Here is a 13,850-nt window from a genome sequence, read left to right on the forward strand (position 1 = left end):
GTGGGGCATTGATGCCGTCCCGCCACAGGAAGTACCGCGCATGCCCAGGATCCGCCCCGCCCACGTCGATGACCTGCCCGCGATCAGCGCGGTGTGCATGGCGGCGTTCACTGCCGCCGTTGCGCCCATGCTCTCCGCCGACGGCATCGCCACGTTCGGCACTGTGGCCGCAGCCTCTGCGTTCGCCGAACGCCTGCAGGGCGACAACCACATCCTTGTGGCCGAACAGGAAGGCCAGGTGGTCGGCGTCGTGGAACTGAAGGCCGGCCAGCATCTGGCAATGCTGTTCGTCGCGCCGGAACTGCAGGGGCAAGGCATCGGTCGCGCCCTGCTGCAGGCGGTGCTGCCGCAGGTGCGTGGCCCGCAGATGACCGTGCGCGCCTCGCTCAACGCGGTGCCCGCCTACGAACACTATGGATTCGTGCTGGATGGTGACGTCGGCCAGTTCAACGGCCTGATCTACCAACCGCTGGTGTTGACGGTGCCCGCTTCGGCGGGTGCGGACCTTGGTCCGCACTGAGGTCCAGCCCATCGGTGGGTGCGGACCCTGGTCCGCACTGAGGTTCAGCCCACATGCCGTGCTGCGCGTGCGACATGAGCAAACTGCATCAGCCAGCACCCTGACCGTTCCTACAATGGCTCCATCACCCTGTCCTTCGAGATGCCGCCGATGCGCGTCGCGCTTTCCATGTTGCTGCTGGCCTCGGCACTGAGCGCCTGCTCACCCGCTTCCGCTCCGGTGCCGACGGCGCAGGCGGCCTCCACCGCCCCGGCCTCCGCCATCGCCTGGCGCCAGGGCGATGTGGATGATGCCTTCAACGAAGCCGCCGAGAGTGGCAAGCCAGTGCTGCTGTACTGGGGCGCGGTGTGGTGCCCGCCGTGCAACCAGCTCAAGGCCGGGCTGTTCAAGGATCCGGCCTTCATCGCATTGACCGGCAAATTCGTGCCGGTGTACCTGGACGGCGACGAGGAAGGCGCGCAGGCGTGGGGCGAACGCTTCGGCGTGCGCGGCTATCCGACCCTGATCGTGCTCGACCCGCAGCGCAACGAAATCACCCGCGTGGCCGGCGGCAACGACGCGGCCGAACTGACCCGGGCACTGACCGTCGCCGCCAGCCGCCGCAGCGCCGTTGCTGAAACGCTCGCGACCGCGCTGGCGACGCCGGCCACGCTCGGCGCCGAGGACTGGCAGGTGCTGGGCGACTACGGCTGGGAGGTGGATGCCAACCGCCTGGCCGGCAAGCGCAGCACGCAGGACGTGCTGCAGCAACTTGCCAAGGCCGCACCCGAACCTGCGCTGCAGCGTCGCTTCGCGTTGCTCGCCTTGGCTACAGCCGAGAAGCCGACGACAGCGCCCACCCAGGTACGCGAACTGCTGCAGGCCGTGCTGGCGCAGTCGGCGGAAGTACGTCGCAACCGCGAGCTGCTGGGCTATGCCGGCGCCGGGCTGGTCAAGCAGGCCAGCGCCGGTCCGGCCAGCAGCAATGCCCTCGGCCAGCAGTTGCTGGTCGCGCTGGAACGTGCCGATGCCGCACGTGGCGATCGCGCTGACGACGCCTTGTCACGCGCGCTGACCGAGCTGGCGCTGGCCCGCCATCAGCAGCCCGAAGGCGCGCTGCCGGCAGCCCTGGTTGAGCGGGTGAAGCAGCGCGTGACCGCCGCTGATGCCGCCGCCACGGACACGCATGCGCGCCAGGCCACCATCAGCAGTGCGGTCTACGCGCTGCGTCAGGTCGATGACGATGCGGGCGCCGAGGCCTTGCTGCTGGCAGAGCTGAAGCGCAGCGAGCAGCCTTACTACTACATGCCGGAGCTGGCCGAACTGGCCGAGCAGCGCGGTGATACCGCCGGCGCCCTGGAGTGGTTGAAGCGTGCCTACGAGGGCGCGCAGGGGCCTGCCACGCGCGTGCAGTGGGGCGTGCTGTACGTGGAAGGCCTGCTGCGGCTGGCGCCCGATGATGCACCGCGCATCGAGCAGGCCACCGAGGCGTTGATCGCCGAGCTGGACAAGCAGCCATCCGGCTACCACCAGCGCACGCGTCAGCGCTTCGAACGGCTGGCCGGACAGCTGCAGGCGTGGAGCGCGAAGCACAAGGGTGCGGAGACGCTGGCACGGTTGCAGCAGCGGATGCAGACCGCCTGTGGTGATCAGGTTGATAGCGCGTGCAAGGATTGGTTGAGCTGACGCCAGACGCAGGATTCGACGGATACCGGTAGTGCCGGTGAGGGTTCCAAAAGCGGGTTCAGTAGTGCCAGCCCATGGCTGGCAGCTCGGAATGTATGAAGCTGCCAGCCATGGGCTGGCACTACTGAAGCTTCGTTGCCGCTTGACCTCAACCAATGTTGAGGTGCGATAACAGTCTCCCCACGGCCACACCCCTGGCCTTCCCCACGGAGACTGTCTCGATGTCGTACTCGCTTCCCGCCCTCCCCTATGCCTACGACGCCCTCGAGCCGCACTTCGATGCGCGCACGATGGAAATCCACCACGGCAAGCACCACCAGGCTTACGTCAACAACCTCAATGCCGCGCTGGAACAGGCGGGTGTGCCGGCGCAGCCGGTGGAGACCCTGATCGCCGATCTGGATGCCCTGCCCGAATCGATCCGCGGCGCGGTGCGCAACAACGGCGGCGGCCACGCCAACCACAGCTTGTTCTGGACCATCCTCAGTGCCAACGGCGGCACGCCCGATGACCAGCTTGCCGCGGCCATCGATCGCGACCTCGGTGGCTACGACGCCTTCAAAGAGACCTTCAGCAAGGCCGCGCAGACCCGGTTCGGCAGTGGCTGGGCGTGGTTGACCGTCGATCGCGATGGCCGCCTGCAGGTCGAAAGCAGCGCCAACCAGGACAGCCCCCTGATGGGCGCAGCGGCGGGCGCCTCCGGCAACATCCCGATCCTTGCCCTGGACGTCTGGGAGCACGCCTACTACCTGCATTACCAGAACCGCCGCCCCGACTACATCGGCGCGTTCTTCAACCTCATCAACTGGGCCGAAGTCGGCCGGCGCTACCGCCAGGCCAGGGCCGCATGAACGCGGACTCCGGTGCATACGCCGGGCCGTGGGCAGGGGTCTTCCCCGCTCCGGCTCCGGTGCCGTCGGTCAGCCTGCCGCCGCGTGCGCTGCGGCGGTTGCTCGGCCATTTCCCTACCGGTGTGGCGATCGTCTGCGCTCGTGATGCACAGGGAAAGCCGCAGGGCCTGACCATCAACTCGTTCGTGCCGATCTCGCTGCAGCCGCCACTGGTGCTGTGGAACCTGGCCCTGCATGCGCAGAGCCTGTCCACGTTCCAGCGCGCCCCCCAGTTCGCGATCAGCGTGCTCGGCGCCGGACAGGAAGCCCTGGCGCGCCGTTTCGCCGACCCGCAGGTGCGCCATCGATTCACCGATGTGCCCTTGCTGGACGACGGCGAGGACGCGCCACCGCGGATCGCCGGTGCCGTCGTCCACCTCACCTGCACGCGCCACGCGCAGTGGCCGGTCGGCGATCACCTGTTGCTGGCCGGGCGCGTCGTCGATGTGCAGGAAGAAGGCGGCGCACCGCTGCTGTTCCATCGCGGCCGCTTTCAGGCCGGTCCGGTGGAAACCCTGGTGGAGGTGCGCTGATGGACATCAACACGCTGGAAAAGATGCTCGCCGCCGGCAAGGACAGCGCGCTGCTGCGCTTCGGCCTGGGCAAGAGCTGGCTGGACGCCGGCGATCCGGTGCGCGCAGCCACCCATCTGGGCCGCTGCGTGGTGCTGGACCCGGACTATTCGGCGGCGTGGAAGCTGCTGGGCAAGGCATGGCTGGCCGGTGGCCAGCCACAGGCGGCGCGCGAGGCGTGGCAGCGCGGGCTCAGCGTGGCCGGCAACAAGGGCGACCAGCAGGCCCGCAAGGAGATGCAGGTGTTCCTGCGCAGGCTGGACCGCCAGTCGCCTGCGCTGTTGGCGAAGGCCGGCTGAACAATCAGCCGGCGTTGGCCGACGCCGGTGCCGGCATGATGTCCGGCATCGGCACGCGGCGCGGCTTGCTCGGGAACGCGTGGCGCAGGATGCGCCAGACCACCTGGGTGAACTGCCGTGGCAGCGAACCGTTGTTGTAGTGCTGGCCATAACGACGGCAGATATCCTTCACTTCCTTGGCGATGGCCGCGTAGCGGTTGGCCGGCAGATCCGGATAGAAGTGGTGCTCGATCTGGTGGCTGAGGTTGCCCGACAGCACGTTGATCACGAAACCGCCGCTGATGTTGGACGAACCGCGCAGCTGGCGCAGGTACCAGTGGCCGCGCGATTCATTGCGCAGGCATTCCTTCGGGAACGTTTCCGATTCGGCGGTGAAGTGCCCACAGAAGATGATCACGTAGGTCCAGATGTTGCGCAGGCCGTTGGCCACCAGGTTGCCCAGCATCACCGGCAGGAAGAACGGACCGGCCAGCAGCGGGAAGAACACGTAGTCCTTAAGCACCTGGCGGATCATCTTGCGTGCCACCGGACGGGTCTGCAGCCACATCGCACGGCTGCTGATGCGGCCCTTGAACCAGCGCCCCAGGCGCAGGTCCTGCGCCGCCACGCCCCACTGGAACAGCAGCGCGAAGATCGGTGCGATGATCGGCTGCAGCAGGTAGAACGGCTTCCAGCGCTGTTCCGGGAAGATGCGCAGCAGGCCATAGCCGATGTCATCGTCCATGCCACGCACGTTGGTGTAGGTGTGGTGGCGGAAATTATGGGTCTTGCGCCAGTTGTCGGCGGTGGCAACGATGTCCCATTCGTAGGCGTTGCCGTTGAGCTTGGGATCGCCGGTCCAGTCGTACTGGCCGTGCATCACGTTGTGGCCCAGCTCCATGTTCTCCAGGATCTTGGCCAGCGCCAGCAGCAGGGTGCCGGCGATACAGGCCGGCCACAGCAGCGGCGCCCAGAACAACGGCGAGAACGCGCCAAGGAACAGCAGGCTGCGGCCAAGCACGCCGGACCAGCGCACAGCCGCTGCGACGCGGCGGATGTAGCGGGTGTCGGACGCGCCGAGGCTGCCGATCACACGGTCGCGGATCGCATCGAGTTCCTCACCAAACGCCTGCATCTCGGCAGGGCTCAGGGCACGGTCGGTAGCGCGGGTCATGGCAGCGGGGTCCTCAGAGATCCAGGGTCAGGTCGGTGGTCGGCGCGCTCACGCAGATCCGCACCGGCACGGCCGTTTCGGACTGGGTATCGCCGGTGCGCAGGTGGCGGGTGGTGCCACTGACGCGTTCACAGGTGCAGCTGTTGCAGATGCCCATGCGGCAGCCGTGCTTGGGCGCGATGCCCTGCGCCTCCAGGCTTTCCAGCAGCGAGCGGCCACGCGGCACGGTCAGCCGCCGGCCGCTGCGGGCCAGGGTCAATGCGACCTCACCCAGGCTGTCGGCATCACTGAGTGCTGCGGGTGGAGTAAAGGCTTCAGCCTGGAAACCGGCCACCTGCTGGGCCAGCCGCGCGCGCGCGGCTGCAACGAAGCCGTCCGGACCGCAGGCCAGTACATGGCGCTGCGCCAGCGGAGTGTCGTCACCGGCCACGGCCAGCGTGTGGCTGTCGATACGCGCAGCCGGCACGTTGCCTTCGCGGGTGGTCAGCAGGTGCACGCGCAGGTTCGGATGCGCCGCAGCCAGCGCCAGCAGTTCATCGCGGAACTGGAACGCTGCGGTGCTGCGCTCCCAGTAGAACAGATCGACCGGCGCAGCCAGCGGGCGCTGGCAGGCGTCGCGCAGCAGGCTGCGCATGGGCGTGATGCCACTACCAGCTGCCAGCAGCAATACCGGCGCTGCGGCAGGCATGTGGAAATCACCGAAGGCCGCGTCCAGCCGGAACAGGTCGCCCGGCTTGGCATGTGCGACCAGATGCTGGCTGACCTTGCCGCCTTCCACCGCCTTGACGGTAATGGCCAGCTCGCGTCGGCCCAGGCGGGTCGGGCTGTAGCTGCGGCGCAATACACGCCCCTCAAGCTCAACGCCGAGGGTGACGTGCTGGCCGGCACGCATCCCGGCCCAGTGCCGGTTGCAGCGCAGGACCAGGGTCGCGGCGCCCTCGCCGGCCGGCTCGCGCCGTACCAGGCGGGCCATCGGCTCCCGCAGGGTCCACAACGGATTCAGCTGGCCCGCCCAGAAGTCGAACAGCGACGGCGACAGCCAGCGGTACGGAGAAAGCAGGGAAGGTCGGACGACAGCGCTCATGGGCGCACTATACGGCCGCACACACAGCTGTGTATACATGTGTATATTGCACCGGATTGGGTATGATTCAGCCTTGCCCCTCCGGAAGTGCCATGGCCGCCGCCACCGTTCTGTCTCCGCCTGAAGATGCCAACAGCCCGGCCCGCCGTACGGTGAGCCGCGAGGATCTGTTGGCCGCCGCGTTGAAACTGATCGGCCCGCATCGCAGCCTGTCCACCCTCAGCCTGCGCGAAGTCGCGCGCGAGGCCGGCATCGCACCCAACAGCTTCTACCGACAGTTCCGCGACATGGACGAACTGGCCGTCGCCCTGATCGACGTCGCTGGCCGCTCACTGCGCACCATCATCGGCGAAGCCCGCCAGCGCGCTACGTCCAGCGCCACCAGCGTGGTGCGCGTGTCGGTGGAAACCTTCATGGAACAGCTGCGCGCCGACGACAAGCTGCTGCACGTGCTGTTGCGCGAAGGCGCGGTCGGCTCGGACGATTTCAAGCACGCGGTCGAACGCGAACTGCATTACTTCGAAGAAGAGCTGCAGCACGACCTGGTGCGCTTGGCCGCATTGGACGGCGCGGTGCTGTACAAGCCGGAACTGGTGTCGATGGCGATCACCCGGCTGGTGTTTGCAATGGGCGCTTCGGCCATGGACCAGCCCCCGGAGAACGACCCGGAACTGGTCGAACAGATCTCCACGATGATCCGCATGATCATCGTCGGCGCGCGCACTCCCGCCGCCTTCCGCCGCGGCTGACCCCTTCCGGTGCATGACCACCGGCACGCTCCCGTGCGTATTACGTAATGTTATAACATTCGTATTCGAGTAAAGACCACGGTTCCGCCGCGAGCTGAAACGACGATATAGCAATTGCTATATTGATGAGCTTCTGCTTTCATGTGCGCCAGCCAGGTCGCCCTCGCCGCCCTCCCTCCCCAAGGACGACGCCCTCATGCGCATTGCTGCCCCCCTTCTCCGCCGGCTGCCACTGGCTGCTGGTATCGCCACCGCCCTGCCACTGGCCGCAGTCGCTGCACCGCCCTCGCCTACCGAGCTGGACCGGGTGCAGGTGAAAGTCAGCACCGCCACGCGCAGCGAACGCCTGCTGTCGGACGTGCCGATCCGCACCGAAGTACTGCGCAAGGAAGACATCGCCCTGCGCGCGGCCACCGACTTCTCCCGCGCGGTGGAGCTGATCAACGGCCTGCGGGTGGAAAGCAATTGCCAGAACTGCAACACCAGCGAAGTACAGCTGCTGGGCCTTCCCGGTGCCTACAACCAGCTGCTGTTCGATGGCATTCCACTGCTGTCCACGCTGGGCAGCGTGTACGGGCTTGAACAGATTCCCGCCGGCTTCGTCGACCGCATCGAAGTGGTCAAGGGCGGTGGGTCGTCGCTGTATGGCCCGGGCGCGGTGGCCGGTGTCATCAACCTGATTCCTCCGCTGCCTGCACGCAGCGGAGGCCATGTGCAGGCCGGCGTGGATGTGATGAAGGGCACGCCGCAGAAGAACGCCGACGTGCGTCTGGATCTGGTCGCCAGCGAAGCCGATGCCGGACTGTCGGTGATCGCCCAGCGCAACTGGAACAGCGGTATCGACTACAACGGCGACGGCTACACCGAAATCACCCGCAAGAATCTCAAGGTCGGTGGCCTGCAGGCCTGGTATGCACCGAATCCGGGCACGCGCCTGCGGCTGGACCTGCAGGTGACCGATGAGAGCCGCCGCGGGGGCAATCGCCTCGACCAGCCCGAACACCTGGCCAACATCGCCGAATCTCTGGATACGAACTACCGTCGCGGCAGCCTGTCATGGGACCAGGAAGTGAACAGCGACGTCGACTTCCGTCTGGCCTACGCCTTCGCCGACATCGACCGCGACAGCTTCTATGGCGGTCTTGGCGATGTGGTCACCGATCCATCGGCGCCCGGCTACGATCCTTCGCAGCTGGACCCGAACGTGCCCGGCAGTGCCGCATCACGCTCGTGGCGCCAGTACGGGCGCACCCACAACCCGCTGCACTACATCGACAGCCAGTTGAACTGGCGGCTGGGTGCACACACGCTTGCGTTCGGCGTGCAGTACAAGCATGAGGGCCTGCGTGACGACAACCGCGATGGCGCCGGCCAGCGCCTGGCCGTGCTCGAGGACGCTACGTTCCACAACCTCGGCGCGTTCGTGCAGGACGAATGGAGCGTACGCGATGATGTCGACCTGGTGCTGGGTGCGCGCGTGGACAAGAGTTCGGAACTGGACAACGCCGTGTTCTCACCGCGTATCGCCCTCGCCTGGCAGGCGACACCCCGGCTGAAATGGCGTGCGGGCATCGCCACCGGCTTCCGTGCGCCGGAGATCTTCGTCGAGGATGTCCACGTCGATACACTCGGTGGCGAGCAGGTGCGCGTGCGCAATACCCGTGGCCTGAAGGAGGAGCGCGCGCTGACCACCCTGTTCGGGTTCGACTGGCGCTCCGACCCGGCCGACCCGGTATGGAGCTGGGATGCCACCGCGTCCTACGCACGCATCCGTGACACCTTCGCGCTGGGCGAGATCCAGCGCGGCGATGATGGCCAGCTGACACAACTGCGCTACAACGCGTCCGGGTCGAACGTACTGGGCATGGAAACCAACATCGGCTGGCAGCCCTCTGCGCAATGGCGGCTGACGGCCGGTGCGTCGTGGTACCGCTCGCAGTTCCGCGCGCCGCAACGCATCTTCGATGACACCGCCGACGGCGGCGATACGGTGCTCGACAGCCGCGACTACCTGAAGACGCCGCGCTGGACCGGCGTGGCCCAGTTCAGCTGGATGCCGGCCGAACCCTGGGAGACGTTCCTGGCGCTGCGCCACACCGGATCGATGCCGGTGCTCAACAACCGGCTGGGCGAACTGCACCGCACCCGAGCCTTCCTGGTCACCGATCTCGGCACGCGCTGGCATCGCCACCTGGGCGCGCAGGCACAGCAGGAAGTGTCGGTGGCGGCCGGGGTAAAGAACGTGTTCGACCAGCGGCAGAAGGATCTGGAAAGCGGCGCGCTGCGCGACAGCGACTACGTGTACGGTCCGCGTTTCGCCCGCTCGTGGTACGTGAACCTGCGTTATGCGTTCTAGGTGGCTGCCCGCACTGCTGTTGGCACTGGCATCGCCGGCGGCGGCGGCCGACCTGCACGCGCAGGTCTCCGCGTCGCTGATGCGGCCCGAGCCACGTTCCCTGCGGCCGGTGCAGTGGTCGCCACCGCCAAAGCTGATCGCGCTGTACTTCGGTGCCGACTGGTGCGCGCCCTGCCAAGCCTTCGTGCCGACCCTGCGCAGCGTGCGCGACGCGCTGCGCGAGGCCGGCGCCGATACCGAAGTGGTGTATGTCAGCCTGGATGAAAGCGAGGCGGCGTTGCGGCGCTACATGCAGCTGCAGGACATGCCGTGGCCGGTGCTGGACCCGCGTCGGGCGAAGCGCATGCCGGCGCTGCAGGCGTTGGCCGGCCCGGCCCCGCCCAACCTGGTGCTGATCGATGCGCAGGGCACGGTGCTGGCCAATGGTTGGCAGGGGCGCCACTACGGCGGGCTGCAACCGGTATTGCAGGAATGGAGGAAGCGGGCGTGTGCGCAGGAACAGGCGCGCTGCCCGCCTGAATTGCAGAGTCGAGCCATGCCCGACTCATTTCATCACCGCGCGAACAGCAGCCGAGCATGGCTCGGCTCTACAGAAAGCAGATTCCGCGAGTAGATCCACGCCATGCGTGGATGCACTCATTCCATACCGCGCGAACAGCAGTACAGAAACCGCGACTCAACCTCCCTCGGCCTTGCGTACGAATGCGTCGAACAAGGCCAGTGTCTGTTCACTGACGTGATGCTCGATGCCCTCGGCATCACGCCGCGCGGTATCCGGGTCCACGCCCAGCGCCAGCAGGAAGCGCTCCACCGTCTGGTGGCGCTGGCGGCTGGCATGGGCCAACGCCTCGCCCTCGGGGGTCAGGAACACGCCGCGGTACGGGCGCTGCACCACCCAACCGTCACGGGCCAGCCGTCGCAGCATTTTCGCCACCGTCGGCTGGGCCACGCCCAGGCGGGTAGCGATGTCGACCTGGCGGGCCTCACCGCCATCGGCCAACAGGTCGGAGATCAGCTCGACATAGTCCTCCACCAGCTCCATCCGGTGTGCCTCGCGCACTTGCCGGAAGCTCTCGACCTGGCGCTCGGCCTCGATCAAGGGGGTGCTTTTCAGCGATGTCGAATCGTCCGTCTTGCCCACGCGTGTGCCTGTCCTGCAGTTGTCATCGGGTGCGAACCTGAATTCTGGACCAGTGACGCAGTAAAGACGATTGTTTCACATTGCTATGCGATATAGCAGTGGCTATATTGACAGCCATGAACACCGTTGCACCCACCGATTCTGCCGCCTCCACTCCGGCCAGCCTGGGTGCGCTCAACGCCTCGATTGCCGTACCCGACAAAGGCCATTGGTGGTTCCGGCTGCTGGCCTTCCTTGGCCCAGGCTACATGGTGTCGGTCGGTTACATGGACCCGGGCAACTGGGCCACCGATCTGGCAGGCGGCTCGCGCTTCGGCTATCTGCTGCTGTCGGTCATCCTGATCTCCAACCTGATGGCGGTGATCCTGCAGGCGTTGTCGGCACGGCTGGGCATCGCCACCGGCATGGACCTGGCACAGGCCTGCCGTGCGCGCTACCCCAAGCCGGTGAACCTGGCGCTGTGGGCGCTGTGCGAAGCGGCGATCATCGCCTGCGACCTGGCCGAAGTGATCGGCACGGCCATTGCCCTGAAACTGTTGTTCGACCTGCCATTGCTGTGGGGCGCGGTGATCACCGCGCTGGACACGCTGCTGGTGCTGCTGTTGATGAACCGCGGTTTCCGCGCACTGGAAGCCTTCGTGATCGCACTGCTGATGGTGATCTTCGGCTGCTTCATGGTGCAGATCGCGCTGGCCGCGCCGCCGGTGATGCAGGTGCTGGGTGGTTTCGTTCCGCGCGCCCAGGTGGTCACCGATCCGCATGCGCTGTACATCGCCATCGGCATCATCGGTGCCACGGTGATGCCGCACAACCTGTACCTGCATTCGTCCATCGTGCAGACCCGTGCTTATCCACGCACAAATGAAGGCCGTCGCAGCGCGCTGCGCTGGGCGGTGGCCGACAGCACCGTCGCCTTGACCCTGGCACTGTTCATCAACGCCAGCATCCTGATCCTGGCGGCGTCGGTATTCCATGCCAATGGCCGCTTCGATGTGGAAGACATCGAGCAGGCGCACCAGTTGCTGGCACCGATGCTGGGCGTGGGCCTCGCCTCGACATTGTTTGCCGTGGCGCTGCTCGCGTCCGGCCTGAACTCCACGGTGACGGCGACACTGGCCGGGCAGATCGTGATGGAAGGGTTCCTGCGCCTGCGCCTGCCGCCATGGTTGCGGCGCTTGATCACCCGCGCGCTGGCCATCATCCCGGTGGTGGTGGTCATCATGCTGTTCGGCGACCAGGGCGCGGTGAAGCTGCTGGTGCTGAGCCAGGTGGTGCTGTCGATGCAGCTGCCGTTCGCGATCATTCCGCTGGTACGGATCGTGACCGACAAGATGACGATGGGCGCGCTGGTGGCACCGCGCTGGCTGGGAAGCATCGCCTGGGTGATCGCGCTGGTGATCGTGGTGCTGAACGTGAAGCTGCTGGTGGATACGTTCGCTGGCGGTTGATCCGCGCGCTGGAAGTCCGCCAGGCGTGGCCCGGCGCTACCGATGGCGACGTGCAGTAGATCCACGCCATGCGTGGATGTGGCATGACCGGGGCTACAGGAACTCCGCAATCGCCGCTTCGATCTGCTGCGGCGACTGGAAACCCGGCATGCGCATGCGTTCGTCACCGTCCAGGAACAGCGACAGCGTGGGGGTCTGCCGCAGCCCCAGCTCGCGGAAGAACGCCTCACCCACCACTTCCAGCTGCACCCGCAGCAGGGTCGTGCCCTGCCCTGCAGTGCCGCTGGCCACCCGCTGCAGCGACATGTCCAGCATCCGGCACCCCGGGCACTGGTCCTTGTGGAAGTCCACCAGCACGCGTGGATGGTCGGCCAGCAACTGCTGGAACTGCTCAGGCGTGGTGGCGTCGATGATCTGCATCGGTGGTACTCCAGTAATGATCCAGGACCGCATCGGTCCAGCGGTTGATGGTCGTGGCATGCCGCCGGCCATGGGGCATCTGTTCGATCTCCAGCGGCGGGTAGCCGCTGTGGAAATAGCGGATCAGCCGGTGCACCGCACCGCAGTAATACTCCTGCCCCCACTGCGTTTCGCCGGTACCGAACACCGCCACCTGGCGTGGTCGCTGGCCGCGTTCGGCGATGCCTGCCACCCAGGCCTTCATCTCCGACGGCGTGCGCCCGGCGTTGTCGGTCCAGCAACCGAGCAGCACCAGGTCGGCCTCGTCCACCGGCAGCGGCGGGCACTGTCGCGGGTCGTCGGCGTCCTGCCAGTGCACGGCGTGGCCTGCGGCCCGGCAACGCTCGGCGATGTGGCGGCCGAGCTCACGGGTGTTGCCACTGAGCGACGCCACCACGATCAGGATGCGCAGCGCCGGGCCGTGCTCAGAGGTCGTCGAAGCCATTGTCGACGTTGGTCTTCTTGTAGCTTGCATTGCGCATCTCGAAGAAGTCGGTCTTGGTCTCGGTGAAGTTGTCGGCGTAGGCCTTGATCCACGGCATCACGTTGTCGGTGGTATCGCTGTACAGGCGCTCGATGCCGAGCATGCCGGCCATCTTGTTGGCGCGGTACTTCACGTAGCGCACCATCTCGTCCACGTCGATGCCATCGATGCCATCCAGCACCTCCGCCGACCATTGGGTTTCCAGCTCGATGGCATGTTCGAACGACTGGTGCACGTAGGCGGTCAGTTCGTTGGTCTGCAACTCCGGGTTCTCGCCGATGATGGCGCGGATCAGCTCGCTGATGAACTTGGTGTGGGCCAGTTCGTCACGGTTGATGAAGCTGATGATCTTTCCGGTGCCGTTCATGCGGTTCTGCCGCACCATGTTGTAGAAGTACGCGAAGCCGGAATAGAAGTTGATGCCTTCCAGGATCGAGGACTGGATCAGCGACTTCAGCAGGGTTTCGGCGGTCTTCTCGCGCATGAAGTCGTCGTAGGCCCCCATGATCGGCGCGTTGCGCTTGATGATGGTCGGGTGGGTACGGGCGATCTCGAAGATGCGGTTCTGGTTCGGCAGGTCAGTGATCGAGGCCAGCACGTAGCTGTAGCTTTCGTTGTGGATCACTTCCTGCTGGCCGATGATCGCCGCGTTGGCGTGCGCGGCCGGGTCGGTGATGTACTCGGCGACGTTGTAGATGAAACGCGTCTGCGGCGAATCAAGTGTAGCCAGCAGGCCGATGATGGAATCGTAGGCGTTCTTCTCGCGCGCGTTGAGCTCGCCGTACTGGCGTGCATCCACCTTCATGTCCACCTCGTCGGGGATCCAGAAGTTGGTCGACAGTTCCTTGTAGGCGCGATAGAACGACGGGTAGGGAATGTCGTTCCAGTTCAGGATGCCGCTGGTGCGGCCGTTGATGATGCCGGTGCTGCGGTTGGGGTGGCGCGGTTCGAGGATCCTGATGCGGTCGAGCGGGGTTGCCATGGTCTTCTGCCTTCGTATTGCATGCGTTGCGGATGTAGAGCCGAGCCC

General features: G+C 66.3%; 14 protein-coding genes and 1 pseudogene. 9 read left to right on the forward strand and 6 right to left on the reverse strand.

Features of this window, described 5'->3' with window-relative positions:
* The first annotated feature begins 40 nt into the window (after positions 1–40).
* The 5 genes from WKB25_RS17225 (at position 41) to WKB25_RS17245 (ending at position 3,946) form a co-directional block, all read left to right on the forward strand.
* Positions 41–520, forward strand: coding sequence for a GNAT family N-acetyltransferase (locus WKB25_RS17225; RefSeq protein WP_340571919.1), 480 nt, complete (start codon positions 41–43; stop codon positions 518–520).
* Positions 521–661: 141 nt separating this feature from the next.
* The gene (locus tag WKB25_RS17230; protein WP_340571920.1) at positions 662–2,185 is read left to right on the forward strand and encodes a thioredoxin family protein; all 1,524 of its coding nucleotides are present in this window, start codon (positions 662–664) and stop codon (positions 2,183–2,185) included.
* A gap of 221 nt (positions 2,186–2,406) precedes the next feature.
* Positions 2,407–3,036 carry a superoxide dismutase gene (locus tag WKB25_RS17235; RefSeq protein ID WP_340571921.1) on the forward strand — a complete coding sequence of 210 codons (630 nt, stop codon included), beginning with the start codon at positions 2,407–2,409 and terminating at the stop codon, positions 3,034–3,036.
* A complete protein-coding gene (locus tag WKB25_RS17240) occupies positions 3,033–3,608 on the forward strand; it encodes a flavin reductase family protein (protein ID WP_340571922.1) in 576 nt (191 codons plus the stop codon). The genes WKB25_RS17235 and WKB25_RS17240 overlap by 4 nt, the downstream gene beginning before the upstream one ends.
* Complete coding sequence (locus WKB25_RS17245) at positions 3,608–3,946, forward strand: tetratricopeptide repeat protein (protein ID WP_340571923.1); 339 nt, start codon at positions 3,608–3,610, stop codon at positions 3,944–3,946. Before WKB25_RS17240 ends, WKB25_RS17245 begins: the two co-directional genes overlap by 1 nt.
* Positions 3,947–3,950: 4 nt before the next feature.
* Here the strand turns inward: WKB25_RS17245 and WKB25_RS17250 are convergent, their stop codons facing one another.
* On the reverse strand, positions 3,951–5,099 hold the full coding sequence (locus tag WKB25_RS17250) for an acyl-CoA desaturase (RefSeq protein WP_340571924.1): 1,149 nt from the start codon (positions 5,097–5,099) through the stop codon (positions 3,951–3,953).
* A gap of 13 nt (positions 5,100–5,112) precedes the next feature.
* Positions 5,113–6,222 carry a ferredoxin reductase gene (locus WKB25_RS17255; protein WP_340571925.1) on the reverse strand — a complete coding sequence of 370 codons (1,110 nt, stop codon included), beginning with the start codon at positions 6,220–6,222 and terminating at the stop codon, positions 5,113–5,115.
* 53 nt (positions 6,223–6,275) lie between these two features.
* On the opposite strand from WKB25_RS17255, the gene fabR reads away from it, so the two are divergent.
* The 3 genes and pseudogenes from fabR to WKB25_RS17270 all read left to right on the forward strand — a co-directional run.
* Positions 6,276–6,932, forward strand: a complete 657-nt coding sequence (fabR, locus tag WKB25_RS17260) for an HTH-type transcriptional repressor FabR (protein ID WP_033831321.1) — start codon at positions 6,276–6,278, stop codon at positions 6,930–6,932.
* Between the two features lie 196 nt (positions 6,933–7,128).
* Positions 7,129–9,288 carry a TonB-dependent receptor gene (locus tag WKB25_RS17265; RefSeq protein ID WP_340571926.1) on the forward strand — a complete coding sequence of 720 codons (2,160 nt, stop codon included), beginning with the start codon at positions 7,129–7,131 and terminating at the stop codon, positions 9,286–9,288.
* Positions 9,278–9,811: pseudogene (locus WKB25_RS17270) on the forward strand (thioredoxin-like domain-containing protein); the annotation flags it as partial. The gene WKB25_RS17265 and the pseudogene WKB25_RS17270, both read left to right, overlap by 11 nt.
* A gap of 153 nt (positions 9,812–9,964) precedes the next feature.
* Here the strand turns inward: WKB25_RS17270 and mntR are convergent.
* Entirely contained in the window at positions 9,965–10,429 is a 465-nt protein-coding gene (mntR, locus tag WKB25_RS17275) for a manganese-binding transcriptional regulator MntR (RefSeq protein ID WP_099818714.1), read from the reverse strand.
* A 116-nt stretch (positions 10,430–10,545) separates the two neighbouring features.
* Between mntR and WKB25_RS17280 the strand changes: the two genes are divergently transcribed.
* Positions 10,546–11,877, forward strand: coding sequence for an Nramp family divalent metal transporter (locus WKB25_RS17280; protein ID WP_340571927.1), 1,332 nt, complete (start codon positions 10,546–10,548; stop codon positions 11,875–11,877).
* A 93-nt stretch (positions 11,878–11,970) separates the two neighbouring features.
* Here WKB25_RS17280 and WKB25_RS17285 read toward each other — a convergent pair whose 3' ends face one another.
* The 3 genes from WKB25_RS17285 to WKB25_RS17295 are packed head-to-tail and all read right to left on the reverse strand — an operon-like array spanning position 11,971 to position 13,802.
* Positions 11,971–12,297: a thioredoxin family protein gene (locus WKB25_RS17285; RefSeq protein ID WP_032975313.1), complete on the reverse strand. Its 327-nt coding sequence runs from the start codon at positions 12,295–12,297 to the stop codon at positions 11,971–11,973.
* Entirely contained in the window at positions 12,269–12,781 is a 513-nt protein-coding gene (locus WKB25_RS17290; protein WP_340571928.1) for a flavodoxin, read from the reverse strand. Before WKB25_RS17290 ends, WKB25_RS17285 begins: the two co-directional genes overlap by 29 nt.
* Positions 12,762–13,802 (reverse strand): ribonucleotide-diphosphate reductase subunit beta, encoded by a 1,041-nt coding sequence (locus WKB25_RS17295; RefSeq protein WP_340571929.1) that lies wholly within the window; start codon positions 13,800–13,802, stop codon positions 12,762–12,764. Before WKB25_RS17295 ends, WKB25_RS17290 begins: the two co-directional genes overlap by 20 nt.
* Positions 13,803–13,850: the final 48 nt, after the last annotated feature.

Origin of the sequence: Stenotrophomonas sp. G106K1 (genome assembly GCF_037969685.1) — a bacterium.
GTDB classification, from domain to species: domain Bacteria; phylum Pseudomonadota; class Gammaproteobacteria; order Xanthomonadales; family Xanthomonadaceae; genus Stenotrophomonas; species Stenotrophomonas lactitubi.

Bases quoted from the DNA above. Each gene is read 5' to 3' on its own strand.
- fabR (WP_033831321.1), top strand. From the start codon at position 6,276: ATGGCCGCCGCCACCGTTCTGTCTCCGCCTGAAGATGCCAACAGCCCG.
- WKB25_RS17295 (WP_340571929.1), bottom strand. From the start codon at position 13,802: ATGGCAACCCCGCTCGACCGCATCAGGATCCTCGAACCGCGCCACCCC.
- WKB25_RS17265 (WP_340571926.1), top strand. From the start codon at position 7,129: ATGCGCATTGCTGCCCCCCTTCTCCGCCGGCTGCCACTGGCTGCTGGT.
- WKB25_RS17280 (WP_340571927.1), top strand. From the start codon at position 10,546: ATGAACACCGTTGCACCCACCGATTCTGCCGCCTCCACTCCGGCCAGC.
- WKB25_RS17245 (WP_340571923.1), top strand. From the start codon at position 3,608: ATGGACATCAACACGCTGGAAAAGATGCTCGCCGCCGGCAAGGACAGC.
- WKB25_RS17235 (WP_340571921.1), top strand. From the start codon at position 2,407: ATGTCGTACTCGCTTCCCGCCCTCCCCTATGCCTACGACGCCCTCGAG.
- WKB25_RS17290 (WP_340571928.1), bottom strand. From the start codon at position 12,781: ATGGCTTCGACGACCTCTGAGCACGGCCCGGCGCTGCGCATCCTGATC.
- WKB25_RS17255 (WP_340571925.1), bottom strand. From the start codon at position 6,222: ATGTATACACAGCTGTGTGTGCGGCCGTATAGTGCGCCCATGAGCGCT.
- WKB25_RS17250 (WP_340571924.1), bottom strand. From the start codon at position 5,099: ATGACCCGCGCTACCGACCGTGCCCTGAGCCCTGCCGAGATGCAGGCG.
- WKB25_RS17230 (WP_340571920.1), top strand. From the start codon at position 662: ATGCCGCCGATGCGCGTCGCGCTTTCCATGTTGCTGCTGGCCTCGGCA.
- WKB25_RS17240 (WP_340571922.1), top strand. From the start codon at position 3,033: ATGAACGCGGACTCCGGTGCATACGCCGGGCCGTGGGCAGGGGTCTTC.
- WKB25_RS17285 (WP_032975313.1), bottom strand. From the start codon at position 12,297: ATGCAGATCATCGACGCCACCACGCCTGAGCAGTTCCAGCAGTTGCTG.
- WKB25_RS17225 (WP_340571919.1), top strand. From the start codon at position 41: ATGCCCAGGATCCGCCCCGCCCACGTCGATGACCTGCCCGCGATCAGC.